The organism is Phyllobacterium myrsinacearum (assembly GCF_014138285.1).
In the GTDB taxonomy this organism is placed as follows: domain Bacteria; phylum Pseudomonadota; class Alphaproteobacteria; order Rhizobiales; family Rhizobiaceae; genus Phyllobacterium; species Phyllobacterium myrsinacearum_A.
In genome coordinates this window covers 55,574-79,113 of sequence record NZ_JACGXN010000006.1, presented here as the reverse complement: position 1 = coordinate 79,113, position 23,540 = coordinate 55,574, and the positions used below count along the sequence as shown (strand labels likewise).

The following is a 23,540-nucleotide window of genomic DNA, read 5'->3' as shown; positions in this document are numbered from 1 at the left end:
TCAGATCCGGTTTCCGGTTTTCCCGTCAAAGACATGAACCTTGCCAGGATCGACCGTCAGCAACATCTGGCTACCCGGTTCCGGAGCGATGCGATCACGGAAGACAGCGCGAACGTCCACGCCTGCAATCGTGCCAAAGAGGTGCGTTTCCGAGCCTGTGGGTTCAACCACTGCGACTTTATAGGGGAAACCCTGACCGCTCGCCGCCAGACGATAATGCTCGGGACGGATGCCCACTTCAATCGGCTGGCCCGAAGCAGCGGTCGTATCACCCACCGGGATCGTGAAACCCTCTGCTGTCCGCATACGCACAACCCCGTCACCACGTTCCAATATACCCGGAATGAAGCTCATCGCGGGGGATCCAAGAAACCCGGCAACGAACTTATTGGCTGGACCGTCATACAGTTCGAGCGGCGAACCGATCTGTTCGATGCGGCCGCCATTCATCACGACGATCCGGTCGGCCATGGTCATGGCTTCAATCTGGTCATGCGTTACATAGACGATGGTTGTCTTGAGTTGCTGATGCAACGCCTTGATCTCCGTGCGCATCTGCACACGCAACTTGGCGTCGAGATTGGAAAGCGGCTCGTCAAAAAGGAAAAGATCCGGCTCGCGCACGATGGTGCGGCCCATTGCGACACGCTGGCGCTGACCACCTGAGAGCTGGCGCGGCAGACGGTCGAGATAATCGTGCAGATTCAGTGTTTCTGCTGCCTTGTTCACCTTGGCGTCGATCACACTTCCGGCCTCACGCCGGATTTTCGGACCAAAGCCGATATTCTTGCGCGTCGTCATATGCGGAAACAGCGCATAGCTCTGGAAGACCATGGAAATATTGCGCTGCTGCGGTGCAAGGCCATTGGTCAGGCGATCGCCAATCCATAACTCACCCGAAGAAATGTCATCGAGACCGGCAATCATGCGGAGCAGCGTGGACTTGCCGCAGCCGGACGGGCCGATGAGGACGAGAAACTCACCATCACGCACGTCAAGATCGATGCCGTGCAGGACACTCATCGCGCCGTAAGACTTGACGAGCTGTTTGATCTGGAGGCCGGCCATGTCAGTTTTCTCCCACAAGAACGTCGTTGATGAAGCGCAGATTGCCTGACGTCAACCCGGCATCCACAGCCAGCGCTGTGCCAGTTATGCCCGAGGCCGCTGATGACGAGAGAAACAGGGCGGCATTTGCCACTTCTTCCGGTGTTACCATGCGGCCAAGCGGATAGTGCGGCAGGACTTTCGCCAGCAGTTCCGGCTGGTCGGCCAGACGATGATCCCATGCGGGTGTTCGTACCGAGCCGGGACAGACTGCATTGGCGCGGATGCCATAGCGCCCACGCTCTACCGCAAGTGCTTTCACATAAGAGATCAGCCCGGCCTTGGCTGCCGAATAGGCGGGATTGCCGAAATGCGAGAGCCCATTGACCGAGGATATGAACACGATGTTGCCGCTGCCGCGCTTGGCCATGGCCTTAACGACCGGAGTCGTCACATGAAATGCGCCATTCAGATTGATTGCAATCTCGCGATCCCAGACATCGCCATCCACCTGATCCAGCGTTTCGCCACGGGTAAATCCGGCATTGTTGATCAGCACATCCGGCGCGCCTGACGTTTTGATAAAGTCGCCAATGACCTTTGCAATGGCAGTGCGGTCCGTCAGTTCAAAGACAAGGCGATGGGCAAGGGGCAAGGCTTCAAGCGCAATGCCCGTCTGGTCGGCACCCGAGACAATGGCCCCGGCGGCGTTGAATGCTGCGATCAGCGCTTGACCGATCCCGCCTCCGGCTCCGGTAATCAGAACCTGCTTGCCTTTGAGACCGAAAAAATCATGCAAATTGGGTAGGGTCATCGCTCGTTCATCTGTTCCCGTATCATTGGCCCGTTATCACGGACGACATTCTGCGGATTCGACCGCTTGCTATTCAGCTAATGGCGATGTGTGAAAAAAAGCAACATAAAAATACATTAAATCGCTGCAAAATTCGCTTGCATGAAATTAAATTACATTTGAAGATAGAAGGGCTGGTTGAAAGAAGCGGCTTCCCGAAGGGCATGAGTATGCCCGCCGAAGACGGTTCACGAACACAACAAACGCCGCTCGAACGCGACGATAACAAGGGGAATGACAATGACGTTCAAACAGAAACTATGCCTGCTTGCCGGAGCAAGCCTCGTTGCTTTCAGCAGCAGCGCCTTTGCCGACAGCACTGTGCGAGTCACCATCGCCGAATACAGCAAGGGTACAGGCCCTTATTTCCAGGAAGCTGCCAAGGCGTTCGAAGCCGCCAATCCTGACGTCAAAGTCCAGATCGAAGTTGTGCCGTGGGACAGCCTGCAGCAGAAACTGACCACAGATATCTCCGCCGGCGCCAATGCCGATCTTTCGATCATCGGGACGCGCTGGCTGCTCGATTATGTGTCGGAGGGTATCGTTGCGCCACTCGATGAGCACATCAAACCTGAGTTCAAGGCCCGCTTTATCGATACGTTCCTTACGCCTTCCGTCATGAACGGGAAGGTCTATGGCCTGCCGATCGCCGCTTCGGCGCGTGCGATGTATTACAACAAGGATATTTTCGCCAAGGCCGGCATCAGCACGCCACCGGCAACCTGGGCCGACTTCAAGACCGATGCGGAAAAGATCAAGAAGCTCGGCGGCGAGACCTATGGTTTCGGTCTGCAGGGCAAGGAAATCGAGACCGACGTCTATTTCTACTACGGCATGTGGTCGAACGGCGGTGAGATCGTCAAGGACGGCAAATCAGGTCTCGATTCAAAGGCAGCAATCGAGACAGCCAAGCTTTACAAGAGCTTCATCGATGAGGGTCTGACCCAGCCGGGCGTGACTTCCTATTCCCGTGAAGATGTGCAGAACCTGTTCAAGCAGGGCAAGGTCGCGACGGTCATCACCGCACCGTTCCTGTCCGGCCAGATCAAGACTGAAGCGCCCAAACTGAACTACGGTGTAGCGCCTATTCCTGCAGGTCCGAACGGCGACAAGGGTACCTATGGCGTCACCGACTCCATTGTCCTGTTCGAGAATTCCAAGAATAAGGAAGCCGCCTGGAAGTTCCTAGATTTCATCTTCACCGCCGAACAGCGCACCAAGTTCGACAAGATCGAAGGCTTCCTGCCAGTGAACGCGGAAGAAGCGAAAGATCCTTACTTCGCGGACAATGCCGATCTGAAGGTCTTCACGTCGCTTCTGCCGAATGCACGTTTTGCACCTGTTATTCCGGGCTGGGAAGATATCGCCAAGACGACCTCCAATGCCGTGCAGAAAATCTATCTTGGCCAGGGCGAAGCCGAGGCAACATTGAAAGATGCTGCTGCCAAGATCAACGCAACGCTGAAGTAAGCCAACCGGGAGAGCGGGCGTGTCCGCTCTCCCATTCCGCTCTTCAAAAGCCATACTCTCCGGTCAAGGAACGCACGCATATGCAACGGGCAACAGCCCCCTATTTTCTCATCCTGCCGAGCTTTGTTCTGGCAGCCGCCATCATTCTGTGGCCGCTGAAAGAAATTGTCTCGCTCTCGCTGCATGATGTGAACCGCTTCGGCATGCTGCGCGACTTTGTCGGGCTCGAGCATTTCCGTGTGCTTTTCGCTGATCCAGACTTTATCGCCGCCACCTGGCGCACTTTGATCTGGACTGTCTGCGTCGTACTTGGCACCTTGATTGTATCCGTACCGATTGCGCTGATCCTTAATGAAGATTTCTACGGTCGGGGCATTGCCCGCATTTTGATCATGCTGCCTTGGGCGATTTCACTGAGCATGACCGCCGTTGTGTGGCGTTGGGCTTTGAACGGCGAAAGCGGCATGCTGAACTCAGCCCTGCGCGATCTCGGGCTGATCAACAGCAACATCCAGTGGCTTGCCGAAGCCTCCACCGCCTTTCCCATGCAGATCCTGATCGGCATTCTCGTTTCAATGCCCTTTACCGTCACAATCTTTCTCGGCGGACTGTCCTCGGTTCCTGATGATCTCTACGAGGCTGCGGCCACCGAAGGCGCAGGGCGCTGGGATCAGTTTCGCCTGATCACGCTCCCTTTGTTGCGACCGTTTATCAATATCGCCTTCGTATTGAACACGATTTACGTCTTCAATTCATTCCCCATCATCTGGGTAACCACACAGGGCGGGCCAGCAAACTCAACGCATATTCTGGTCACCTACCTCTACGAGCTTGGCTTCCGGCTCGGCCGGTTGGGTGATGCAGCCGCCGTATCATTGATCATGTTTGTCATCCTTCTGGTTTTTACCCTGATCTATGTGCGGCTGGCCATGCGTGAGGAGAAGGCATGATGAACAGCAAGCTCAAGCGCTCGATCCTTTTCTGGCTTTTCCTCTCGCCCATTGTTGTCGTCATTCTTTTTCCCTATGCGGTTATGACCATCACTTCGTTCAAGTCGGCAACAGAAGTGCTGAACCCCACCTGGTGGCCGGAAGAACTGCACTGGCAGAATTTTTCCGAGATGTGGCAGACGTCAGGCATTGCGTCGGCACTCGCCAATTCACTCTATGTGTCAGCGCTGTCGACCTTGCTAACAATTGCCGTCTCCATTCCCGCTGCCTACGCCCTCAGCCGCTACCAGTTCGCGGGCCGCAATGCATACCGGCAATTTCTGCTCGTCTCGCAGATGCTGTCACCGATCGTGCTGGTCATCGGCCTGTTCCGGCTGGTGGCCAATGTCGGGATGATCGACAACCTGAATGTGCTCGTCATCATCTACACGGGCTTCAACATCGCTTTTTGCGTGTGGATGCTGCAAAGCTATTTCTCAACCATACCGCGCGATCTCGAAGAAGCAGCATGGATGGAAGGGGCAAACCGCTGGCGCACGCTGCGCAGCGTCTTCCTGCCGCTTGCAGTCCCGGCAATGGTGGTTACCGCCATCTTCACGTTCATCAACGCCTGGAACGAGTTTGTCATCGCACTCACCATGCTGCGCAAGGAAGAGAATTACACATTGCCTATCCGTGTGCTCTCGCTCGTTGCCGGCCGCTACACGGTCGACTGGCACTATGTGATGGCTGCGGCATTTGTTGCATCTGTCCCGGTAGCCATTCTCTTCGCATGGTTGCAGCGCTATCTGGTGCGCGGCCTTTCCATCGGCGCCGTCAAATAATCAACTACAGGAATTGAACATCATGACAAAACAGCATTTTGGATCCGCACATGTGCCGCTGTCACCGGCAGTTCGCGCCGGAGATTTCATCTACATTTCAGGTCAGGTCCCGGTCGGTGCCGATGGCACCGTCATTATCGGAGGGATTGAAGCGCAGACCAAACAGGTGATGGAGAATATCAAGACAGCGCTCGCTCTTGCGGGAGCAGAACTGTCAGATGTGGTGAAGACCTTCGTCATTCTCGAAGATGCACGCGAGTTCGCCGCGTTCAACAAGACCTACGCGACCTATTTCCCGCAGAATCCTCCGGCGCGCACGACGATTGAATCGCGCCTGATGATTGACATCAAGATTGAAATCGAAGCCATCGCCTACAAGCCCCTCTGATCCACAAAGAACAGGCATTTCCATGCGCATTTTCACCGCATCCCTCGCGACGGAAACCAACACATTCTCGCCGGTTCCCACGGACCGGGCCAGTTTTGAAATGGCATTCTATGCGGCACCCGGCGAACATCCGGATACTCCGACGCTCTGCTCGGCACCCATGGTGGTTCTGCGTCGTCGCGCGCGGGAAGAGGGCTTTGAGCTGGTTGAGGGCACTGCCACGTGGGCAGAACCGGGTGGCCTGCTGCAGAAACAGGCCTATGAAGAACTGCGCGATGAAATCCTTGACCAACTGAAAACAGCCTTGCCGGTTGATGGCGTGATCCTTGGTCTGCACGGGGCGATGGTCGCCCAGGGCTATGATGATTGCGAAGGTGATCTTCTCGAACGTATCCGGTCGATCGTCGGTCCCGACGTGCTTATTGCGTCGGAACTTGACCCGCACAGCCATTTGACCCGCAAGCGGGTGCAGAACTCCAACATTCTCGCAGCCTTTCTCGAATTTCCGCATACGGATTTCTACGAGCGCGGTGAACACGTGGTCGATCTTGCACTTCGGACGCTAAGAGGCGAAATCAAACCGGTTATTTCTACCTTTGATTGTCGGATGATCGGCGTCTATCCGACCAGCCGCGAGCCGATGCGCTCCTTCATCGATCGCATTCAGGCGATGCAGGGTCATCTCAATATTCTCTCCATCTCCTTGATCCATGGCTTCATGGCTGGTGATGTGCCCGAGCTTGGCACGCAGGTTATGGTTGTCACCGACAATGATGCGTCGCGTGGTGCGGCATTGGCTGAATCGCTGGGCATGGAAATTTTTGCCATGCGCGGCCGCACCGCCATGCCGATGCTCGATACGGAAGCAGGCCTCGACAAGGCTGTGGCCCTGGCTGCGAAGAAGACCGGAAAGCCGGTCGTGGTTGCCGACGTCTGGGACAATCCGGGCGGCGGTGTTGCCGGTGACGGCACCCTGATCCTGCGCCGCATCATCGAGCGCGGTATCGGCAATGTTGCCGTGGCGACAATCTGGGACCCGATTGCCGTCACGTTCTGTCTCGCCGCCGGTGAGGGCGCACGGATTCAGTTGCGCTTTGGTGGCAAGGCCGGCCCGGATGGCGGCGCACCGATCGATGCACAGGTTGAGGTTTTAAAAGCCGTCCAGGAAGGCTGGCAGAGTTTTGGCAAGAGCCGGGTAACCCTCGGACCGGCTGCCGTCATCCGTCTTGAAGGCACTGATATCGAGGTCATCCTCAATACCAACCGGACCCAGACATTTGAACCGGACATTTTTTCCAATCTTGGCATCGAGCCTGCTTCCAAGGATATCCTGCTGGTCAAATCGACCAATCATTTCCATGCGGGTTTCGAGCCGGTCGCCGCCGAGATCATCTATATCGATGCGGGCGCGCCTTATCCGTCCAACCCGAAGAAGACCGATTACCGGAAATTGACCCGCGAAATCTGGCCACGGGTCGAAATGCCATTCTGACCAACATGCAACCTGCTACTACCGTCCCTGCCGGTAGTAGGCTTCCAGCGCCGACAACCCCGCTTTCAGTTCTTTGGCGCCGCGTTCGCCGAGTCTGGCAAAAAGCTCTGTCTCATAGTTGTGGGCCATCGTGGCAAGGAGCTGATACGCCTTGCGTCCGGCGGGTGTCAGCTCCAGATGCTCCGTGCGGCGGTCGGCTTCATCACGCTTGCGCTTGAGCCAATGACGCTGCTCCAGTGAAAACACCGCGCGGCTGACTTTCGTCTTGTGCATGGACGAATGCGCGCCGATAGCCGTGGCCGACAATGCCCCGAACTGGCCGAGTGTTGCCAGTGTGCGCCACTCCGGTCGCGTCAGGCCGTATTCATCGCGATACTGGCTGGCAAAACGCCGGCTGATCGCCTCCGCAGCTTTGTTCAGCCGGTAGGGTATGAAATCCTCCAGCACCAGCGGCGGCGCAGCCTCCTCATTCTGTTTCCCAGTCATTTGAACTCCTTTGCCGTTGATAGTTACAAAAAAGATCGTCACAAATGCAACTAAATAGATCGGTTGCATTTTGCACCTGCATCTTCGAATGATCGGGAGGATTGATCATGACCCTTCACTACATGCCGGGCTTCGGCAATGATTTTGAAACCGAGTCTCTCACCGGCGCACTGCCGCAGGGCCAGAATTCGCCGCAGCGCTGTGCCTATGGCCTCTATGCGGAACAGCTGTCCGGGTCCCCCTTCACTGCACCGCGCGGCATCAACGAGCGGTCCTGGCTTTACCGTATCCGTCCTTCCGTCAAGCATTCGGGACGGTTCACACCGGCAGTACGGAAAGACTGGAAGACCGCTCCCAATCTCGACGATCACGAACTCCCTATCGGCCAGTTGCGCTGGAACCCGACACCCATGCCATCAGAACCGGTAAATTTCATCGATGGCATCCATACCATGACGACGGCTGGCGACGTGCACGGTCAGGTCGGCATGGCTGCCCATGTCTATGCGTTCAACCGTGACATGGAGGATGATTATTTCTTCAATGCCGATGGCGAAATGCTGCTGGTGCCGGAAAAGGGCCGTCTGCGGGTGTTCACGGAGATGGGTATCATCGAGATCGAGCCTTCGGAAATCTGCATCATCCCGCGCGGTATGGTGTTCAAGGTTGCTGCGCTTGATGGTGAAGCTCGCGGCTATATCTGCGAGAACTACGGCGCAAAATTCGCGCTGCCGGATCGCGGGCCGATCGGTGCCAACTGTCTGGCCAATCCACGCGATTTCAAGACGCCGGTTGCAGCCTATGAAGACAAGGAAACGCCGTGCCGTCTGCATGTGAAATGGTGCGGCAAGTTCTATGAGACGGGCCTCGGCCATTCACCACTCGATGTGGTCGCCTGGCACGGCAATTACGCACCGTACAAATACGATCTGCGCACCTTTTCCCCCGTAGGCGCCATTCTCTTTGACCATCCCGATCCGTCGATCTTTACCGTGCTGACGGCGCCTTCGGGCGAAGAGGGAACAGCCAACGTGGATTTCGTCATTTTCCCGCCACGCTGGCTCGTTGCCGAACACAGTTTCCGTCCGCCATGGTACCATCGCAATATCATGTCCGAATTCATGGGATTGGTTTATGGTCAGTATGACGCCAAGGAGGAGGGGTTCATTCCCGGAGGCATGAGCCTGCACAATATGATGCTGCCGCACGGACCGGATACGATGGGCTTCAACAAGGCATCGACCGTGGAACTCAAGCCGCACAAGCTGGAGAACACCTTGGCTTTCATGTTTGAAACCCGTTTTCCGCAGCATCTGACACGATTTGCGGCCGAACTGGAATCGCTGCAGGACAATTATGCCGATTGCTGGACGGACCTGAAAAAGCGGTTCAATGGAACACCTGAAGGAGACTGGTCCGAATGAAACTTGCATCTTTGAACAACGGGACACGGGACGGCAAACTCGTCATCGTATCCAGGGATTTGACCCACTTCACCGATGCATCGTTTCTCACACCTACCTTGCAATCGGCTCTCGATAACTGGGCGCGCATTGCCCCGCATCTGGAAGCTTTGGCCGAGAGCCTCGACCACGGCTCTGTTCCCTCGGAGCGCTTTCATGAACATGAGGCGCTGTCGCCATTGCCACGTGCCTTTCAGTGGGCAGATGGATCGGCTTACGTCAACCACGTCGAGCTGGTACGCAAGGCTCGCGGGGCGGAAATGCCTGCAAGCTTCTGGACCGATCCGCTGATCTATCAGGGCGGCTCTGACAGTTTCCTCAGCCCCCGCGCATCGATCGTCATGGCCGATGAAGCCTACGGCATCGACATGGAAGGTGAAGTGGCTGTCATTATCGACGATGTACCCATGGGTGCGACGCCAGATCAGGCGCGTGAGGCGATCCGTCTCATCATGCTCGTCAACGATGTCAGCCTGCGTGGACTGATCCCGGCTGAACTTGCCAAAGGTTTCGGCTTCTTCCAGTCAAAACCCTCTTCCGCCTTCTCCCCCGTTGCCGTCACCCCGGATGAACTGGGCGACGCATGGGATGGCGGCAAGGTGCACCTGCCGCTCAGCGTCGACTACAATGGCAAGCCCTTCGGCCGCGCCAATGCCGGGGTCGACATGACCTTTGATTTCCCCGCGCTCATTGCCCACGCTGCGAAAACCCGTCCGCTGTCAGCAGGCGCAATCATTGGTTCCGGCACCGTTTCCAACAAGCTGGACGGCGGACCGGGCAAACCCGTCGCGGAAGGTGGAGCAGGTTATTCCTGCATCGCCGAGATCCGCATGATCGAGACGATCAATCATGGCGCGCCAAAGACGGCATTCATGAAGTTTGGCGACACGGTGCGCATCGAGATGAAGGATCGTGCCGGCCACTCCGTTTTCGGTGCCATCGAGCAACAGGTGATGCGCTATGAAGCGGACAATGAGCGATGAGCGGGCTCATCCTCTTTGACTATTGGCGCTCATCGTCAAGCTACCGGGTGCGGATAGCGCTGCAAAGCCTCAAGCTGGAATACGAAACTGTTCCGGTCAACTTGCTGAAGGGTGAACACAAACAACCGGATAATCTGAGCCGCAACCCACAAGGCCTCGTTCCGACCTTGGCCATGGACGGCCGGATGATGACCCAGTCTCTGGCCATAATCGAGTATCTGGACGAGATTTATCCTGATGCGGTATTTCTCCCGCCCGATCCTGCAGGCAGGCAGCGCGTACGCGCGCTCGCCTATGCCATTGCCATGGAGACACATCCGGTCTGCAACATGAACGTTGTTACGCATGTCATGGATATCACCGGGGACGGCGATGCAGCGCGCAGCGCCTGGATGCAGAAATTTATCGCGGAAGGGCTGGAGGCCTTCGAAAGGCTCTTGGACAACTCGGATACCGGCAAGTTCTGCCACGGCGACAGACCGGGCATGGCCGATTTCTGCCTGGTTCCGCAGGTTTACAATGCACGCCGCTGGGGTGCTGATATCTCGGGATTGAAACGGGTGAATGCCATCTCCAGGCGCTGTGAAAAACTCAAGGCTTTCTCAGCCGCCCATCCGGATAAAGCCAAACCTGAAGGCTAAAGACCTCTCTTGGGGCTTGGCCTCTCCGGCCATATGCGGGCCACGTCGCTTTTTAGGGCAGCAATTCCCTCAAAAGCATCCTCTATGTTCATGTTCAGAACATCAGCGGCATGGCGAAGTTCTTCCGCGTCCTGAAGTCTGTTCACGACCCACACGAGTTTGCGTTTGATGTCCTGGCCATAGGCCTTTGTAGTCTTTTGGACAGCCGCATCGGGAATGGACCCATAGCCTCTGATCAACATTCCAAGATCAATCGCATCACGATAAGCAATCGACCGGTCCTGGCAGCGATCCGCATTCGCCAGGAGCTTTTCAGCGAACATATCCGCAGGGACCAATGTGGGAACACCGAGTTGATCGTCCAGATGGCCCTGCACCTCAATGCGGGCTTCACGGATAATTTCAAACTTGATGGTCTGACCTTGCAACAGCAAGGCAGTCCGCAAGCCATATTGATCAATCTTGAAGGTGCGCAAGGATTCAACCGGTTTCGGGAAAAACGCGCGAATTCCCTTCTCCACTGCGGCTGAACGCAGTTCACGGTATCCATCCGCATCGGAACAGAGAAAATCAACATCCAGGGATTGCCGGTATTCACCAAGCTTGAGAACGATCGCCGTACCACCACCAAACCAGCAATGATTGGCAAACAGGAACGCATGATCCATCAGCCCAAGTGCTTCAATGATGACGCGATGTTCCTGCCTCTTGAATTCCCGCATAACTTTCCGATCACGTTTTTCCCTCCTGCACTATGCAGGAACCGCGATGGATGGAAAAGTCAGGAAATCAGCAATACACCATTACCGAAAACCCGCGTCAGCTCCCGAATGAGCTTTGCTTCACGGGTGGTCAGGTGCTCGGCATCGACGAAACGCCAATTGCGCTCATACAGTTCAAACACTTCTTCAGCGGGAATTGGACGCGCAACGTCCCTGTTCCACGCGAGCAATTTCAGCTCGGGAAAATCGGCAGGAACGATAGGGGCTACAAAAGCTGCAGTCATCATGCACTCAATATAATGCACAATGAGCCCAATTTATAGCCCGCCCCATTGTACGTTATTCCGCGGCAGCGACCTTGATAACACCACGGCGGATCTGGTCTTCTTCGATTGACTCGAACAGAGCGCGGAAATTGCCCTCGCCAAAGCCTTCGTCACCCTTGCGCTGGATGAATTCGAAGAAAATCGGCCCAATGACGGTCTTGGAGAAAATCTGCAGCAGAATTTTTGTCATGCCGCCATCGATTACGCCTTCGCCGTCAATGAGAATGCCATGCTTCTTCATCCGGTCGATCGGTTCGTCGTGGCCATGCACGCGCTCATGCGACATGTCATAATAGGTCTCTGGTGGGCCTGGCATGAATTTGAGACCATTGGCGTCCAGTTTGTCCGTCGCGTCGTAAATCGCCTCCGTGCCGACGGCGATATGCTGGATACCTTCACCCTTGTACTTGCGCAGATATTCCTCGATCTGGCTCTTGTCATCCGTGGATTCATTCAGCGGAATGCGGATTTTGCCACAGGGGGAGGTGATGGCACGCGAAACGAGGCCCGTCAGCTTGCCGGCAATGTCGAAAAAGTGAATCTGCTTGAAGCCGAACAGTTCCCGATAGAACGCCCACCACTTGTCCATATTGCCGCGATAGACATTATGGGTCAGGTGATCGAGATAATAGAAACCGACGCCCTCAGGCTTGGGGTCATGCTCGCCCAGCCACTCGAACTCGTCTTCATAGACCGAGCCTTTCTCGCCATACTTTTCAATGAAATAGAGCATCGATCCGCCAATACCGACAATGGCCGGAACGTCGAGTGTCTTGTCATCGCCTGTATAGGGCGTCGCACCTTTGGCAACAGCATGATCGAAGGCATGCTTGGCATCCACCACGCGCCAGGCCATGGACGGCGCGCACGGGCCATGTTCACCGACGAATTTCATCGCATGCGAATTGGGTTCAGCATTGAGGATGTAATTGATGTCACCCTGGCGCCACAACGTTATGTTCTTGCTGCGATGCCGTGCAACGGGCTTGTAGCCCATGCGCGTGAAGAGTTCTTCCAGCTTTTCCGGTTCCGGATGCGAGAACTCGACAAACTCAAAACCATCAGTCCCGGCGGGATTATCCTTGCTGATCGTGGCTACCGGTGCGTCGTGCGGAAATGGGCCTATGACATCCTCCTCTGGCTCCCACCATTATCGCGCAAACGGGATGCAAAGTGCTTGCATTTAAACGCTCTGCATGGGCATAATTTGCATACTTTGTGCATATAAATGTAAAAGAGAGCATGAATGGAGCATCTTGACGTGTTTGACCGCAAAATACTGTCTTCACTGCAGGAGGACGGGCGACTCACGAACAACGAACTTTCCGAGCGGATCAATTTATCGGCTTCCCAATGCTCCCGCCGCCGCTCGCGCCTCGAGGAGGAGGGGTTCATTCGCGGTTACAGGGCGGAAATTGATCGCGAAAAGCTCGGCCTTGGCATTGTCAACATCATCTCCGTCACGCTTGCTACCCACAACAGGGACAATGCGCGCCGCTTTTCCGATCTTATCTCAAAACTGCCGCAGGTGATGGAAGCCCATGCCCTCACCGGGGAGATGGATTATTTCATCAAGGTGGTCACACCGGATCTGCGCGCGCTTTCGGCGTTCGTCAATGAAGTGCTCCTGCCACATGAATCCGTGCAGAACGTCAAAACCGCCATCGTGCTGGACACGCTGAAGGAAGATGGAAAGCTGCCGATTTGACTCTTCACGACAATCCTCAATTAAAGCTTTATAAATAGAACGGATTATTATACTGATATAAGTATGATATTTCGTACACAATGGAGATTACCATGCAGCGTGTTGAAGCCTCTGTGGTGGTGACCGTATCGGACCTGAAAAAAAGTCCGACCGCCATCATGAATGAGGCACAGGGTGAAGCCATCGCCGTCCTCAATCATAATCGCGTCATGGCCTATATGGTCCCGGCTGAGGTTTACGAAGCCATGCTTGATCGACTGGACGATATCCATCTGGCCGAAATCATCAAATCCCGTTCGGATGAAAAGGGCACTCCGGTCGACATCGATGACCTTTAAGCTCGAATTTCTCCCATCTGCGCGCAAGGAATGGGATAAGCTGGGAGCAACCGTACGTCAGCAACTGGTTAAGAAGCTGAGAGAAAGACTGGAACTTCCTCGTATATCCAGCGCTGCCCTACATGGCATGCCCGATCATTACAAGATCAAGCTTCGACAAGCGGGGTACCGGCTCGTTTATCGTGTAGATGACGAAACTATCACCGTACTCGTTGTTGCCGTCGGGAAACGGGAACGCGGCGAAGTCTATGAACGCGCCAGAAAGCGCTAGAGTATTTCAAGGATACAGCGTCTTGCGCAGCATGGGGTAAACCCTGGCATGGCCGAGCATATAGGCCTTGAGGCTGTTGCTGTCGAACAATCCATGGAAGGCCCTGCCCAGAATGTTCAGCCCGCCGGTATAGGCGCCAAAGGCTGGCATGATCATGCGCGTGTGATCCGTGACGAAGCAGCGTCGCTGTACCGCCTGACCGCGCCTTACCACCTTTGCCGCCGGATGCAGATGTCCGGCGATTTCGCCCCGCGATGCGGTCTTTGAAGGTTCGTGACGGAACACCAATGCGCCAAAGGCCAGCTCGGTATAGGTTTCGCCGGGCAGGTCCGCCGGATGATCAGGATCATGATTGCCTGTTATCCAGATCCAGTCACGGCCATGCATCAAGGCCGCCAGCTGATCGGCATAGATCGCGGGCAGGCGCGCCGCCGCATCGCCATCGTGAAAACTGTCACCGAGGCTGATGACGCATGCGGGTTGATAGCGGGCGATGCTCGCCGACAATGCTTTCAATGTGGAGGCGGTGTCATAGGGCGGCAGCATCATGCCGCGCCGGGCGAAGGATGAACCTTTTTCGAAATGCAGGTCCGAGACGATCAGAATACGATCGGTTTCCAGATAAAGCGCACCGGACGGATCACAAATAGCCGCATGGCCGGCAATATCGGTCTCGACCGCGCCGTGCAGCATTGTCCGCGTTGCGTGAACCGCCAGATTCATTTCCGCTCCATCATCTCGCGGGTCAGTTCATCAGCAATCTCTTCGAGCAGCGTTTCATGCGCTTCTCCCGGAACACGCTCCTTGCCGATCTCCATCATCACAGGCACGGCGAGCGGTGATATCCGGTCGAGCTCCTTGTGGATGATGTGACCCTTGATTCGTGCCAGCATATCGGCAAGACGGCGAATGTCGAGAAGCCCGGTGGCCGCATCGGCCCGCGTGGCCTGAATGAGAATGTGATCGGGCTCATGCGTGCGCAGAACATCATAGATGAGATCCGTCGAGACGGTCACCTGCCGCCCGGTCTTTTCCTGACCGGGGTGGCGTTTCTCGACAAGTCCGGAGATCAGCGCGCAATTGCGGAATGTACGCTTGAGCATCCAGCTTTCGGACAGCCACGCCTCCAGATCATCGCCCAGCATGTCCTCATCGAAAAACTCGGAAAGCGGCAGCTCGCCCTTTCTGGACATGCGGCCCATGTCGCGCAGGCCCCAGATCGACAAAGCGTAATCCGTGGCGACAAAGCCGAGAGGCCGGGCCTTGGCCCGTTCGAGCCGCCGGGTCAGCAGCATGCCAAGTGTCTGATGCGCAAGCCGCCCTTCAAAGGGGTAGATCACCATGTAATAGCGTTCACCGCGCGGGAATGTTTCGACCAGCAGGCTGCCGGGATCGGGTAGCACCGATTTTTCCGCCTGGATTCTCAGCCAGTCACTGACCTGATCGGGCAGGGCACCCCAGCGATCCGGATCGGCAAGCATGGAGCGCACCTGATCAGCAAGATATGTGCTCAGCGGGAACTTTCCGCCCGCATAGGCGGGTATCTTTGCATCAAACCCTTCCGCATTGGAAACAAGACATTCATTCTCGCGAATGCCTTCAAAGCGCAGCACCCGCCCTGAAAAGAAGAACGTATCACCCGGGGACAGGGCCTCCAGAAACGACTCTTCCACTTTTCCAAGCACCGGACCGCCACGCGCATTGCCGCCCTTGCCGCGCTGGCGGGTCAGGCGAACGTTGAGACTGGGAGCTTCAATGATTGTGCCAATATTCAGCCTGTACTGCTGAGCTACGCGCGGGTGCGTCACGCGCCATGTGCCATCCGCAGTTTGGCGGATTTTGGCAAAGCGTTCATAGCTTTTCAGGGCATAACCACCCGTGGCGACGAAATCGATAATCCGGTGAAACGTTTCACGCGGCAAGCCCGCATAGGGCAGGGCCGTCGTAATCTCTTCGAAAAGAGCATCCTCATGAAACGGTTCAGCGCAAGCCATGCCCAGAACGTGCTGGGCAAGCACATCCAGTGAACCATCACCGAGAGGCGGCGTATCCTGGGCGCCAAGATAATTGGCATCCAGTGCCGCCTGACATTCCATCACCTCGAAACGGTTGGCCGGAACAAGGATCGCGCGCGAGGGCTCGTCCATCCGGTGGTTGGAACGACCAATACGTTGCGCCAATCGGCTCGCGCCCTTCGGTGCACCGACATGAATGACGAGATCGACGTCGCCCCAGTCGATGCCGAGATCGAGGGTCGAGGTGGCGACGACCGCCCGCAGCGCATTGCTGGCCATGGCCTCTTCAACCTTGCGCCGCTTGCTGACATCCAGCGAACCGTGATGCAACGCGATCGGCAGATTATCGTCGTTTGCCATCCACAGGTCGTGGAACAGACGCTCCGCCTGACTGCGGGTATTGACGAAAATCAGCGTCGTCTGGTGCCGTTTGATCGCTTCATAGATGCCCGGCAACGCATAAACGGCCGAATGCCCGGCCCAGGGAATACGGTCTGACGTTTCAAGAATGGTGATATGGGGTTTGGCACCACCCTCCACCTTGACAAGGCTGGCCATGAGCCCGCCCTCCAGCTGCGGCAGTAACCAGCGCCGCAAGGCGTCCGGATCGGCAACGGTCGCGGAAAGACCGATGGTTTGCAGGCCCGGCTGCAAAATACGCAGCCGCGCCAGTCCCAGCGACAGGAGGTGTCCGCGTTTGGATGTGACAAGCGAATGCAACTCATCGAAGATGACATAGCGCAGATCCGAGAAGAACCGCCCGGCATCCTTGTTGGCGATCAAAAGGGCAAGCTGCTCCGGCGTGGTCAGAAGAATATCGGGGGGAACAAGCTTCTGGCGCTGCCGCTTATAGGCCGGTGTATCCCCGGTACGTGTTTCGATGGTGATGTCGAGCCCGATTTCCTCGATGGGTCTGGCAAGATTGCGTTCGATGTCAACGGTCAGCGCCTTGAGCGGTGAGATATAGAGCGTGTGAACGCCCCGGCTGGCATTGTTGCTCTTGCCGCGTGTGGCCAGATCGACCAGCGCCGGTAGAAAGCCAGCCAATGTCTTGCCCGCACCCGTCGGCGCAATGAGCAGGGCCGAATGGCCCTGTTGCGCTTCTTCAAGCAATTCCAGCTGATGCGCACGGGGAGCCCAACCCTTGGCCTGAAACCAGTCCAGGAAAGGTTTTGGCAGGAGAGAACTGCCGTCGGAGAAAAGGGGCTTGGTCTTGATGCTCACAGGAGCGAATGTAATGGCGTGGAATGAAAGCGCCAAGTTTTCTTTCGCGGTTTCGGCATTTGCGTGGAGCCAAATGCTGCCTATCTTCGTTGGTGCAGAAAGGTGGAGTGAACAATGCTGACCCGTCCCGAGGCGCTTTTGCGATCAACACCAGCAGGTCTCTATTCTCCCGCAGGGGATTTCCATATCGATCCCGTCAGTCCGGTCGAGCGCGCTCTGATAACGCATGGCCATGCGGATCACGCGAGATCCGGCCACCAACACGTCATGGCAACGCAGCAGACACTCGATATCATGGGGATACGCTATGGCGACGATTTTGCCGGAACGACGCAGACGGCAGAGCTCGGAACTGTCAGCGAGATCAATGGTATAAAGGTTAGTTTTCATCCTGCGGGCCACGTGCTTGGCTCAGCCCAGATTGCTGTCGAGAAAGACGGCATGCGCATCGTCTGCTCCGGTGACTATAAACGCGCACCCGATCCAACCTGCATCGGTTTTGAACCCGTTCCCTGTGATGTGTTCATTACGGAAGCAACCTTCGCTTTGCCGGTATTTCGTCATCCCGACGCCCGGGACGAAATTGCCAAGCTGATGAAATCCATCGAACAGTTTCCGGAGCGCTCGCACCTCGTGGGCGCCTATGCACTGGGCAAGGCGCAACGGGTTATCCGCATGTTGCGGGATGCAGGCTATGACAGGACAATCTACATCCACGGCGCCCTGACAAAGCTCTGTGAATATTACGAGTCACAGGGCATCGATCTTGGACCATTGTCCCCGGCGACACTTGAAACCGGTACGCCGCAGGATTTTGCCGGTAGCGTCGTCGTCGGGCCGCCGTCTTCGTTTCAGGACCGCTGGGCTCGGCGTTTTCCCGATCCTGTTTCATGCTTTGCCTCGGGCTGGATGCGTATTCGCCAGCGTGCGCGCCAGCAGGGGGTGGAGCTGCCAATCATTCTATCCGATCATTGCGACTGGGATGAGCTTACAAGCACGATCAATGAACTGGCCCCCTCCCAGGTCTGGGTGACCCACGGGCGCGAGGAGGCGCTCGTCAGATGGTGCGATCTCAATGGTTTTGCCGCCCGGCCGCTGCATCTGGTCGGCTATGAAGACGAGGGGAACTGATGCGGGAATTCGCGGCCCTACTCGACAGGCTTGTGCTCACGCCGCAACGCAACGGCAAGATCACGCTGCTCGTTGATTATTTCAGGCAGACGCCGGACCCGGACCGCGGCCTTGCCCTTGCGGCCATCACGCGCGATCTCGACATCGCCAATGTCAAACCGGCCATGCTGCGTGGTCTCGTCGCCGAGCGCATGGACGAGCAGCTCTTTGCTTATTCCTATGACTATGTCGGCGATCTCGCCGAGACGATTTCCCTGGTCTGGTCAGCGAAGGAACCGTCGCGCGCCAACGCCATCCCCACCCTTGGTGATGTTGTCGCCTCGCTGTCGCGCGCGTCACGCAGCGATGCGATCAGGCTCGTGGAAAAATGGCTCGACCAGCTCGATGCTTCCGCCCGCTATGCCTTGCTGAAGCTGGTGACCGGCGGCCTGCGCATCGGCGTTTCCGCCCGGCTGGCCAAGCAGGCACTCGCAGAGTTCGGCAAAGTCGATGTCACCGAGATCGAAGAGCTTTGGCACGGATTGAAGCCGCCCTATCAATCCCTGTTCGCCTGGCTTGAAGGAAAGGCCGAAAAGCCGGTAAGTCTCGCGGCAGCCCCATTTCGGCCTGTCATGCTTTCGACCCCACTCGAAGAGCCGGACTACGCGAAGATCATTGCAGAAGATTATGCGGCAGAGTGGAAGTGGGACGGCATCCGCGTGCAGTTGACCGCGGAAGCCGGCCAGCATCGCATCTATTCGCGTACGGGCGACGATATCTCCCATGCCTTCCCCGATATTGCCGACGCCATGCTTTTCGAGGGAACGCTGGACGGCGAACTGCTCGTTGCCCGCAGCCTGGACGAGACCATCGAAATCGGTGCCTTCGGCGATTTGCAGCAGCGTCTCAACCGGAAAGTTGTCTCGGCCAAACAGATGGAGAGCCATCCGGCATTCGTGCGGCTTTACGATCTGCTGATTGACGGCGATGAAGACATCCGGGCATTGCCTTTTGCTGAACGGAGGCAAAGGCTTGAGCGCTTTGTCTCCGATCTCGATTCCACTCGTTTCGATCTGTCGCCGCTCGTGCCGTACACCACGTTCGACGACCTTGTCGCAATGCGTCAGAACCCACCGCATCCTGTGATCGAAGGGCTGATGCTGAAACGGCGCGATTCTGCTTACGTGCCTGGACGACCAAAAGGGCCGTGGTTCAAGTGGAAACGCGATCCCTTTACCATCGACGCTGTTCTTGTCTATGCCCAGCGCGGCCACGGCAAGCGTTCCAGCTTCTATTCGGATTACACATTTGCCGTCTGGACCGGCCCGGAAGATGATCCGCATCTTGTTCCGGTCGGAAAGGCTTATTTCGGCTTTACCGATGAGGAGTTGAAACAGCTCGATGCCTATGTGCGCAACAACACCACCGAACGCTTCGGCCCGGTGCGCTCGGTGCGGGCAGAGCCGAACCACGGTCTTGTGCTGGAAGTGGCTTTTGAGGGATTGAACCGGTCAAAACGGCACAAGTCCGGTGTTGCCATGCGCTTTCCCCGCATCTCCCGCCTGCGCTGGGACAAGCCGCCGATCGAGGCGGACAGGCTGGAAACTCTGGAAGCCCTGCTGCGCGATTCCGATCCCGTCGATTGATCCATACTGGAGAGAAGGGCGTATAAGGCTGGAAAAGGATCTTTCATGCTCAAATACGCCATCGCCTACATCTCGACTGCCGTACTGTTCCTTGTTGTCGATTTCGTATGGCTCAGCACCATGGCAACCAGCTTCTACCGCAGCCGGATTCCAGATGTCATGGCAACTGAAGTCAATTATCCTGCCGCGATCGCATTCTACCTGATCTTTGTCGCCGGTATCGTGATCTTTGCGGTCAGCCCCGCATTGGAGAACGGCCGCTGGACAACGGCTCTCATCTATGGGGCGCTTTTCGGCTTCATGGCCTATGCAACCTATGACCTGACCAATCAAGCGACGCTCAAACAATGGTCCACGGCGGTGACGATTGTCGATATGGGCTGGGGCACGTTCATATCAGCCCTATCGGCAACAACGAGCTTCCTGTTCACACAGTGGCTATTGGTAAAATTTCAATAGGTTAAGTGCTGTTTTATCATCTCATTTCTGAGGTGGCATGGGAAAGAAAATGCTCGTGCGACGCTGATAGTCCCGGAACGCCCGACCACGTGAAGCCAGCATATGGTCTTCAAGAGGTGGCACACCCGAGACATGGCGCAACAGCACATACATCAGAACGGGCGCTGCAAGCGTCAGCCAGCCATGTACGTAATCACCATCGAAATCCGCCGCGATCAGCACATAGGACACCCATCCGAGCCATTCGAAGAAGTAGTTCGGATGGCGTGACCAGCGCCAGAGGCCAGTCTCGCATATCTTGCCGTGATTGGCGGGATGGCGTGCAAACTGCCGTAGCTGCCAGTCGGCAATCGCCTCCCCTGTGAGAGCTATCACCATAATGCCAAGCCCAAGATAATCCGGGAATTCCAATTCGATGTCTGGTCGGGCCGCAGCAATGTAGACACTGATAACAAGAATAATACCTGCGAATGCCTGGCTTTGCAGAAAGAAGAACATCCTCGCGTTAGCCGCGCTGCCCCATTCCTTGCGCAACCGGGCATAGCGCGGATCATCGCTGCTTCTGAGCGTACGTGACAGAATATGCCCGCCCAACCGCAGCGACCAGAGTGCGAGCAGGACGACGACCAGCCATTTGCGTGATGGCGAGACCATATCGTTCGACATCAGGATGGAAACTGTCCCGATAATACCCACACCGAACGACCAGAAGGTATCAGCCCATCCATTGTTGCCGGTCAGGCGCTGCACCAGAAAGGCACACGCCATGACGAAGCAAAAGGCAACAGCCGCAATTACAAGAATGACCACTGCTGTCATGCACTTTACCTGTTGCTCATTGGAAAATTTGGCTGATGTTCAGAAGGCGGGACGGTTGCAGCATACAGGATTTTTTGATTCAGCAAATCACAACGAAGTCAGAACCCATTTTTGTCCGGCCGTCCGAGAATGAAATTTGCCGTGTCATTTAGCGTCGGTGCGATGAACCGGAGGGGCGACCCCATTGCGCCGATAATGCCGATATGGCCCACTCCCGGATAGAGCTTCACGTCAACCTGCGAACCAACGGCGCGAAGCTTCTTTGCAAGCGCGATGCTGTTGCTTGGATAGACGACATCATCGCTCTGCCCATGCAACAGCAGCACCGACGGGTTGCCGGAGCGAACCTGATTGACGGGTTGCGTTGCTTCGGGTGTTCGGGCCGGGCTGAAAATATCGGCCACCGTCTTATCGTCGAAGGGCAGAAAATCGTAAGGCCCGGAAATGCCGACAAATCCTTTCAGAGCGCGCTGCGGATTGAGTTTTTCCCGGTTGAGCCACTGTCTGTCGAGCGCCAGCATGGCGGCAATGTATGCGCCAGCCGAATGCCCGATGACAAAAATCTTGTCGGGATCGCCGCCATAGGTTCTTGCGTGATCCCTGGACCAGCGCACGACCGCAGCACCGTCCTGCACAAAGGCGGGATACCGGACAGCGGGATAAAGCCGGTAATCGGGTACAATCGTCACGATACCTTTGGCGGCGAGCGCCGAGGCAACAAATGCATAGGTGGCCTTGTCACCATTCTGCCAAGTTCCGCCATAGAAGAAGATTGCGACCGGTGCGGCCCTGACATTTTTGGGAACATAGACATCCAGCGTCTGTCTCTTGTCCGCACCATAGGCAATGTTCCGCGTGACCAGCGCACCACCTGATGATGTGGTGATATCCAGCAATTTCCCGGCCGAACATCCGGCAAGGGCAATCAGCATGAACAGCAGCGTCAACAGACGGGATAGTGTGCGCACGTTAAAACCCGAGCAGTGGCTGAACGAGACGACCGAGCAGGCTTTTCAGCTGCAGGCGGCCATCCACGGCGGCGAGACAAATACATTCCTCTTCAGGGCCAGCGGCGGGCTCATGTTCAAGGCTGGCATCGGCAACAATAAGATCGCCCGGAAAGTAGTCGCCCTGTGCATCGTGCAGCGAGCCTTTGAGCACCAGCGTATATTCAACACCATTGTGGGTGTGTTCGGGCAGAACCATGCCGGGCTTTGAACGCAGCAGCATGGGCCGGTTGCGGCGGGCTCCTCCCTTGCCGATGGAGCTCCATTGCACACCAGGTGCCAGAAATTTCCATTTGCCGATATCATACTGCTGCAACGGAGACGGCAGGACGAGGCCGTCCGGCATGTCAGCCAGATGCCGGACAGGCGGCAGAACCTGTGTTGGGGATGATGCATCAAGCCGCGCAAGAACCTTCTCCAGCGCATCCGGGGCCAGTTCCACAACGGGGGCCTGTTCGAGCATGACACCTCCAGCGGCTTCGAACTGATGCACCCGCTCGGCACTTTCGGGACACAGCGACAGATGCGCCGCGACGACGAGTGCCGGTCCTTGTGCAAGCTTACCCGAGACATAGGCCATCAGAATTTCATCGGAGGGGCGACGGTTCATATCAATTATTCCTCGCCCAACAGATTTCTGAGATGCTGCATCGCCAGCCGCAGCCGCGATTTAACTGTTCCCAGCGGCAAATCCAATGCCCGGGCAATCTCACTGTGGGGCTTGTCATCAAAATAGTGCAGATGAATGACGTTCCTCTGATCCGTCGACAGTTTCTGCATCGCTGCGCGAACCCGCGTTTCGCTTTCCAGCCGCAGCAGCTCGTCTGACGGAGAAGGTTCAGGCTCGGGCTCATGCTCTTCCATGAGATGCACCGCAGGGTAACGCTCACGCCGGATGGCATCGACCCGCAAATTGCGGGCGATGGTGAAAATCCAGGTCGAAGCCGATGCCTTGGCGGGATCGAACAGATGAGCCTTGCGCCAGAGCGTCAGCATGGTTTCCTGTGCCAGTTCCTCCGCTGGACCGGGTGCCATGCCACCACGCATGAAAAATCCTTTGATGCGTGGTGCGTAATAACCAAAAAGGTCGGCAAAGGCCACCTTGTCGCCGTTCTGTGCGATATGAAGAATCATTGCGGAATAATCGGCCGGCTCAGTCATTGCCGGAACAGAACGTCTGATTGCCGGCTCTCTTTTGCCGCGCGAAAGCAGGCCGCGCCCAATGCGTTGCCATGTCCTGTGGAAATCGCCGAGAGTGAAGGTTCCGAGGTCATTCATACCGCTCAGTACGCACATAC

26 protein-coding genes are annotated in these 23,540 nt (G+C 56.5%); 14 read left to right on the top strand and 12 right to left on the bottom strand.

Features of this window, described 5'->3' with window-relative positions:
- Positions 1 to 1,068, bottom strand: a complete 1,068-nt coding sequence (locus FHW16_RS17985; RefSeq protein WP_182550650.1) for an ABC transporter ATP-binding protein — start codon at positions 1,066 to 1,068, stop codon at positions 1 to 3.
- 1 nt (position 1,069) lies between these two features.
- Positions 1,070 to 1,861 (bottom strand): SDR family oxidoreductase, encoded by a 792-nt coding sequence (locus tag FHW16_RS17980; RefSeq protein ID WP_182550649.1) that lies wholly within the window; start codon positions 1,859 to 1,861, stop codon positions 1,070 to 1,072.
- Between the two features lie 279 nt (positions 1,862 to 2,140).
- Between FHW16_RS17980 and FHW16_RS17975 the strand changes: the two genes are divergently transcribed.
- The 5 genes from FHW16_RS17975 to FHW16_RS17955 all read left to right on the top strand — a co-directional run bounded on the left by FHW16_RS17975 (position 2,141) and on the right by FHW16_RS17955 (position 7,024).
- Positions 2,141 to 3,370: an ABC transporter substrate-binding protein gene (locus FHW16_RS17975; protein ID WP_432652050.1), complete on the top strand. Its 1,230-nt coding sequence runs from the start codon at positions 2,141 to 2,143 to the stop codon at positions 3,368 to 3,370.
- 80 nt (positions 3,371 to 3,450) lie between these two features.
- Positions 3,451 to 4,320, top strand: a complete 870-nt coding sequence (locus FHW16_RS17970; RefSeq protein WP_182550647.1) for a carbohydrate ABC transporter permease — start codon at positions 3,451 to 3,453, stop codon at positions 4,318 to 4,320.
- Complete coding sequence (locus FHW16_RS17965) at positions 4,317 to 5,144, top strand: carbohydrate ABC transporter permease (protein WP_182550646.1); 828 nt, start codon at positions 4,317 to 4,319, stop codon at positions 5,142 to 5,144. The genes FHW16_RS17970 and FHW16_RS17965 overlap by 4 nt, the downstream gene beginning before the upstream one ends.
- 19 nt (positions 5,145 to 5,163) lie before the next feature.
- Positions 5,164 to 5,532, top strand: a complete 369-nt coding sequence (locus FHW16_RS17960; RefSeq protein WP_182550850.1) for a Rid family hydrolase — start codon at positions 5,164 to 5,166, stop codon at positions 5,530 to 5,532.
- A gap of 22 nt (positions 5,533 to 5,554) precedes the next feature.
- Positions 5,555 to 7,024, top strand: coding sequence for a M81 family metallopeptidase (locus FHW16_RS17955; protein WP_182550645.1), 1,470 nt, complete (start codon positions 5,555 to 5,557; stop codon positions 7,022 to 7,024).
- A gap of 18 nt (positions 7,025 to 7,042) precedes the next feature.
- Here the strand turns inward: FHW16_RS17955 and FHW16_RS17950 are convergent, their stop codons facing one another.
- The gene (locus tag FHW16_RS17950) at positions 7,043 to 7,510 is read right to left on the bottom strand and encodes a MarR family winged helix-turn-helix transcriptional regulator (RefSeq protein WP_182550644.1); all 468 of its coding nucleotides are present in this window, start codon (positions 7,508 to 7,510) and stop codon (positions 7,043 to 7,045) included.
- Positions 7,511 to 7,617: 107 nt separating this feature from the next.
- On the opposite strand from FHW16_RS17950, the gene hmgA reads away from it, so the two are divergent.
- Genes hmgA through maiA form a run of 3 tightly spaced genes read left to right on the top strand, consistent with a single transcriptional unit; the run spans position 7,618 to position 10,597 of the window.
- Positions 7,618 to 8,934 (top strand): homogentisate 1,2-dioxygenase, encoded by a 1,317-nt coding sequence (gene hmgA / locus FHW16_RS17945; RefSeq protein WP_182550643.1) that lies wholly within the window; start codon positions 7,618 to 7,620, stop codon positions 8,932 to 8,934.
- The gene (locus FHW16_RS17940; RefSeq protein WP_182550642.1) at positions 8,931 to 9,956 is read left to right on the top strand and encodes a fumarylacetoacetate hydrolase family protein; all 1,026 of its coding nucleotides are present in this window, start codon (positions 8,931 to 8,933) and stop codon (positions 9,954 to 9,956) included. Before hmgA ends, FHW16_RS17940 begins: the two co-directional genes overlap by 4 nt.
- A complete protein-coding gene (gene maiA / locus FHW16_RS17935) occupies positions 9,953 to 10,597 on the top strand; it encodes a maleylacetoacetate isomerase (RefSeq protein ID WP_182550641.1) in 645 nt (214 codons plus the stop codon). The genes FHW16_RS17940 and maiA overlap by 4 nt, the downstream gene beginning before the upstream one ends.
- Here the strand turns inward: maiA and FHW16_RS17930 are convergent.
- Genes FHW16_RS17930 through hppD form a run of 3 tightly spaced genes read right to left on the bottom strand, consistent with a single transcriptional unit; the run spans position 10,594 to position 12,771 of the window.
- Positions 10,594 to 11,319, bottom strand: coding sequence for a nucleotidyl transferase AbiEii/AbiGii toxin family protein (locus FHW16_RS17930; protein ID WP_182550640.1), 726 nt, complete (start codon positions 11,317 to 11,319; stop codon positions 10,594 to 10,596). The genes maiA and FHW16_RS17930 overlap by 4 nt on opposite strands.
- 59 nt (positions 11,320 to 11,378) lie before the next feature.
- Complete coding sequence (locus FHW16_RS17925) at positions 11,379 to 11,603, bottom strand: hypothetical protein (RefSeq protein WP_182550639.1); 225 nt, start codon at positions 11,601 to 11,603, stop codon at positions 11,379 to 11,381.
- 55 nt (positions 11,604 to 11,658) lie between these two features.
- Positions 11,659 to 12,771 carry a 4-hydroxyphenylpyruvate dioxygenase gene (gene hppD / locus FHW16_RS17920; protein WP_182550849.1) on the bottom strand — a complete coding sequence of 371 codons (1,113 nt, stop codon included), beginning with the start codon at positions 12,769 to 12,771 and terminating at the stop codon, positions 11,659 to 11,661.
- A 120-nt stretch (positions 12,772 to 12,891) separates the two neighbouring features.
- Here hppD and FHW16_RS17915 point away from each other — a divergent pair, with 120 nt between their 5' ends.
- The 3 genes from FHW16_RS17915 (at position 12,892) to FHW16_RS17905 (ending at position 13,962) form a co-directional block, all read left to right on the top strand.
- Positions 12,892 to 13,353 carry an Lrp/AsnC family transcriptional regulator gene (locus FHW16_RS17915; RefSeq protein WP_182550638.1) on the top strand — a complete coding sequence of 154 codons (462 nt, stop codon included), beginning with the start codon at positions 12,892 to 12,894 and terminating at the stop codon, positions 13,351 to 13,353.
- Positions 13,354 to 13,445: 92 nt separating this feature from the next.
- Positions 13,446 to 13,691, top strand: coding sequence for a type II toxin-antitoxin system Phd/YefM family antitoxin (locus tag FHW16_RS17910; RefSeq protein ID WP_182550637.1), 246 nt, complete (start codon positions 13,446 to 13,448; stop codon positions 13,689 to 13,691).
- A complete protein-coding gene (locus FHW16_RS17905; protein ID WP_182550636.1) occupies positions 13,681 to 13,962 on the top strand; it encodes a type II toxin-antitoxin system RelE family toxin in 282 nt (93 codons plus the stop codon). The genes FHW16_RS17910 and FHW16_RS17905 overlap by 11 nt, the downstream gene beginning before the upstream one ends.
- A 6-nt stretch (positions 13,963 to 13,968) precedes the next feature.
- Here the strand turns inward: FHW16_RS17905 and pdeM are convergent, their stop codons facing one another.
- Positions 13,969 to 14,655, bottom strand: coding sequence for a ligase-associated DNA damage response endonuclease PdeM (gene pdeM, locus FHW16_RS17900; RefSeq protein ID WP_246711846.1), 687 nt, complete (start codon positions 14,653 to 14,655; stop codon positions 13,969 to 13,971).
- 26 nt (positions 14,656 to 14,681) lie between these two features.
- Positions 14,682 to 17,201, bottom strand: coding sequence for a ligase-associated DNA damage response DEXH box helicase (locus FHW16_RS17895; protein WP_182550848.1), 2,520 nt, complete (start codon positions 17,199 to 17,201; stop codon positions 14,682 to 14,684).
- Between the two features lie 114 nt (positions 17,202 to 17,315).
- On the opposite strand from FHW16_RS17895, the gene FHW16_RS17890 reads away from it, so the two are divergent.
- Genes FHW16_RS17890 through FHW16_RS17880 form a run of 3 tightly spaced genes read left to right on the top strand, consistent with a single transcriptional unit; the run spans position 17,316 to position 20,416 of the window.
- Positions 17,316 to 18,332 carry a ligase-associated DNA damage response exonuclease gene (locus tag FHW16_RS17890; RefSeq protein ID WP_182550634.1) on the top strand — a complete coding sequence of 339 codons (1,017 nt, stop codon included), beginning with the start codon at positions 17,316 to 17,318 and terminating at the stop codon, positions 18,330 to 18,332.
- Positions 18,332 to 19,957 carry a cisplatin damage response ATP-dependent DNA ligase gene (locus FHW16_RS17885; protein ID WP_182550633.1) on the top strand — a complete coding sequence of 542 codons (1,626 nt, stop codon included), beginning with the start codon at positions 18,332 to 18,334 and terminating at the stop codon, positions 19,955 to 19,957. The genes FHW16_RS17890 and FHW16_RS17885 overlap by 1 nt, the downstream gene beginning before the upstream one ends.
- A 45-nt stretch (positions 19,958 to 20,002) precedes the next feature.
- On the top strand, positions 20,003 to 20,416 hold the full coding sequence (locus FHW16_RS17880; protein WP_182550632.1) for a DUF2177 family protein: 414 nt from the start codon (positions 20,003 to 20,005) through the stop codon (positions 20,414 to 20,416).
- A 21-nt stretch (positions 20,417 to 20,437) separates the two neighbouring features.
- On the opposite strand, the gene FHW16_RS17875 is transcribed toward FHW16_RS17880, so the two are convergent.
- From FHW16_RS17875 to FHW16_RS17860, 4 genes are all read right to left on the bottom strand, one after another.
- On the bottom strand, positions 20,438 to 21,235 hold the full coding sequence (locus FHW16_RS17875; RefSeq protein WP_182550631.1) for a DUF1295 domain-containing protein: 798 nt from the start codon (positions 21,233 to 21,235) through the stop codon (positions 20,438 to 20,440).
- Positions 21,236 to 21,333: 98 nt separating this feature from the next.
- On the bottom strand, positions 21,334 to 22,203 hold the full coding sequence (locus FHW16_RS17870; protein ID WP_182550630.1) for an alpha/beta hydrolase fold domain-containing protein: 870 nt from the start codon (positions 22,201 to 22,203) through the stop codon (positions 21,334 to 21,336).
- 1 nt (position 22,204) lies between these two features.
- Complete coding sequence (locus tag FHW16_RS17865) at positions 22,205 to 22,852, bottom strand: ChrR family anti-sigma-E factor (RefSeq protein WP_182550629.1); 648 nt, start codon at positions 22,850 to 22,852, stop codon at positions 22,205 to 22,207.
- Between the two features lie 5 nt (positions 22,853 to 22,857).
- Positions 22,858 to 23,520: a sigma-70 family RNA polymerase sigma factor gene (locus FHW16_RS17860; RefSeq protein ID WP_210278188.1), complete on the bottom strand. Its 663-nt coding sequence runs from the start codon at positions 23,518 to 23,520 to the stop codon at positions 22,858 to 22,860.
- Positions 23,521 to 23,540: the final 20 nt, after the last annotated feature.

Coding starts and splice junctions, on each gene's coding strand:
- FHW16_RS17985 (WP_182550650.1), bottom strand. CDS start 1,068: ATGGCCGGCCTCCAGATCAAACAGCTCGTCAAGTCTTACGGCGCGATG.
- FHW16_RS17980 (WP_182550649.1), bottom strand. CDS start 1,861: ATGACCCTACCCAATTTGCATGATTTTTTCGGTCTCAAAGGCAAGCAG.
- FHW16_RS17975 (WP_432652050.1), top strand. CDS start 2,141: ATGACGTTCAAACAGAAACTATGCCTGCTTGCCGGAGCAAGCCTCGTT.
- FHW16_RS17970 (WP_182550647.1), top strand. CDS start 3,451: ATGCAACGGGCAACAGCCCCCTATTTTCTCATCCTGCCGAGCTTTGTT.
- FHW16_RS17965 (WP_182550646.1), top strand. CDS start 4,317: ATGATGAACAGCAAGCTCAAGCGCTCGATCCTTTTCTGGCTTTTCCTC.
- FHW16_RS17955 (WP_182550645.1), top strand. CDS start 5,555: ATGCGCATTTTCACCGCATCCCTCGCGACGGAAACCAACACATTCTCG.
- FHW16_RS17950 (WP_182550644.1), bottom strand. CDS start 7,510: ATGACTGGGAAACAGAATGAGGAGGCTGCGCCGCCGCTGGTGCTGGAG.
- hmgA (WP_182550643.1), top strand. CDS start 7,618: ATGACCCTTCACTACATGCCGGGCTTCGGCAATGATTTTGAAACCGAG.
- FHW16_RS17940 (WP_182550642.1), top strand. CDS start 8,931: ATGAAACTTGCATCTTTGAACAACGGGACACGGGACGGCAAACTCGTC.
- maiA (WP_182550641.1), top strand. CDS start 9,953: ATGAGCGGGCTCATCCTCTTTGACTATTGGCGCTCATCGTCAAGCTAC.
- FHW16_RS17930 (WP_182550640.1), bottom strand. CDS start 11,319: ATGCGGGAATTCAAGAGGCAGGAACATCGCGTCATCATTGAAGCACTT.
- FHW16_RS17925 (WP_182550639.1), bottom strand. CDS start 11,603: ATGACTGCAGCTTTTGTAGCCCCTATCGTTCCTGCCGATTTTCCCGAG.
- FHW16_RS17915 (WP_182550638.1), top strand. CDS start 12,892: ATGGAGCATCTTGACGTGTTTGACCGCAAAATACTGTCTTCACTGCAG.
- FHW16_RS17910 (WP_182550637.1), top strand. CDS start 13,446: ATGCAGCGTGTTGAAGCCTCTGTGGTGGTGACCGTATCGGACCTGAAA.
- FHW16_RS17905 (WP_182550636.1), top strand. CDS start 13,681: ATGACCTTTAAGCTCGAATTTCTCCCATCTGCGCGCAAGGAATGGGAT.
- pdeM (WP_246711846.1), bottom strand. CDS start 14,655: ATGCTGCACGGCGCGGTCGAGACCGATATTGCCGGCCATGCGGCTATT.
- FHW16_RS17890 (WP_182550634.1), top strand. CDS start 17,316: ATGCTGACCCGTCCCGAGGCGCTTTTGCGATCAACACCAGCAGGTCTC.
- FHW16_RS17885 (WP_182550633.1), top strand. CDS start 18,332: ATGCGGGAATTCGCGGCCCTACTCGACAGGCTTGTGCTCACGCCGCAA.
- FHW16_RS17880 (WP_182550632.1), top strand. CDS start 20,003: ATGCTCAAATACGCCATCGCCTACATCTCGACTGCCGTACTGTTCCTT.
- FHW16_RS17875 (WP_182550631.1), bottom strand. CDS start 21,235: ATGACAGCAGTGGTCATTCTTGTAATTGCGGCTGTTGCCTTTTGCTTC.
- FHW16_RS17865 (WP_182550629.1), bottom strand. CDS start 22,852: ATGAACCGTCGCCCCTCCGATGAAATTCTGATGGCCTATGTCTCGGGT.
- FHW16_RS17860 (WP_210278188.1), bottom strand. CDS start 23,520: ATGAATGACCTCGGAACCTTCACTCTCGGCGATTTCCACAGGACATGG.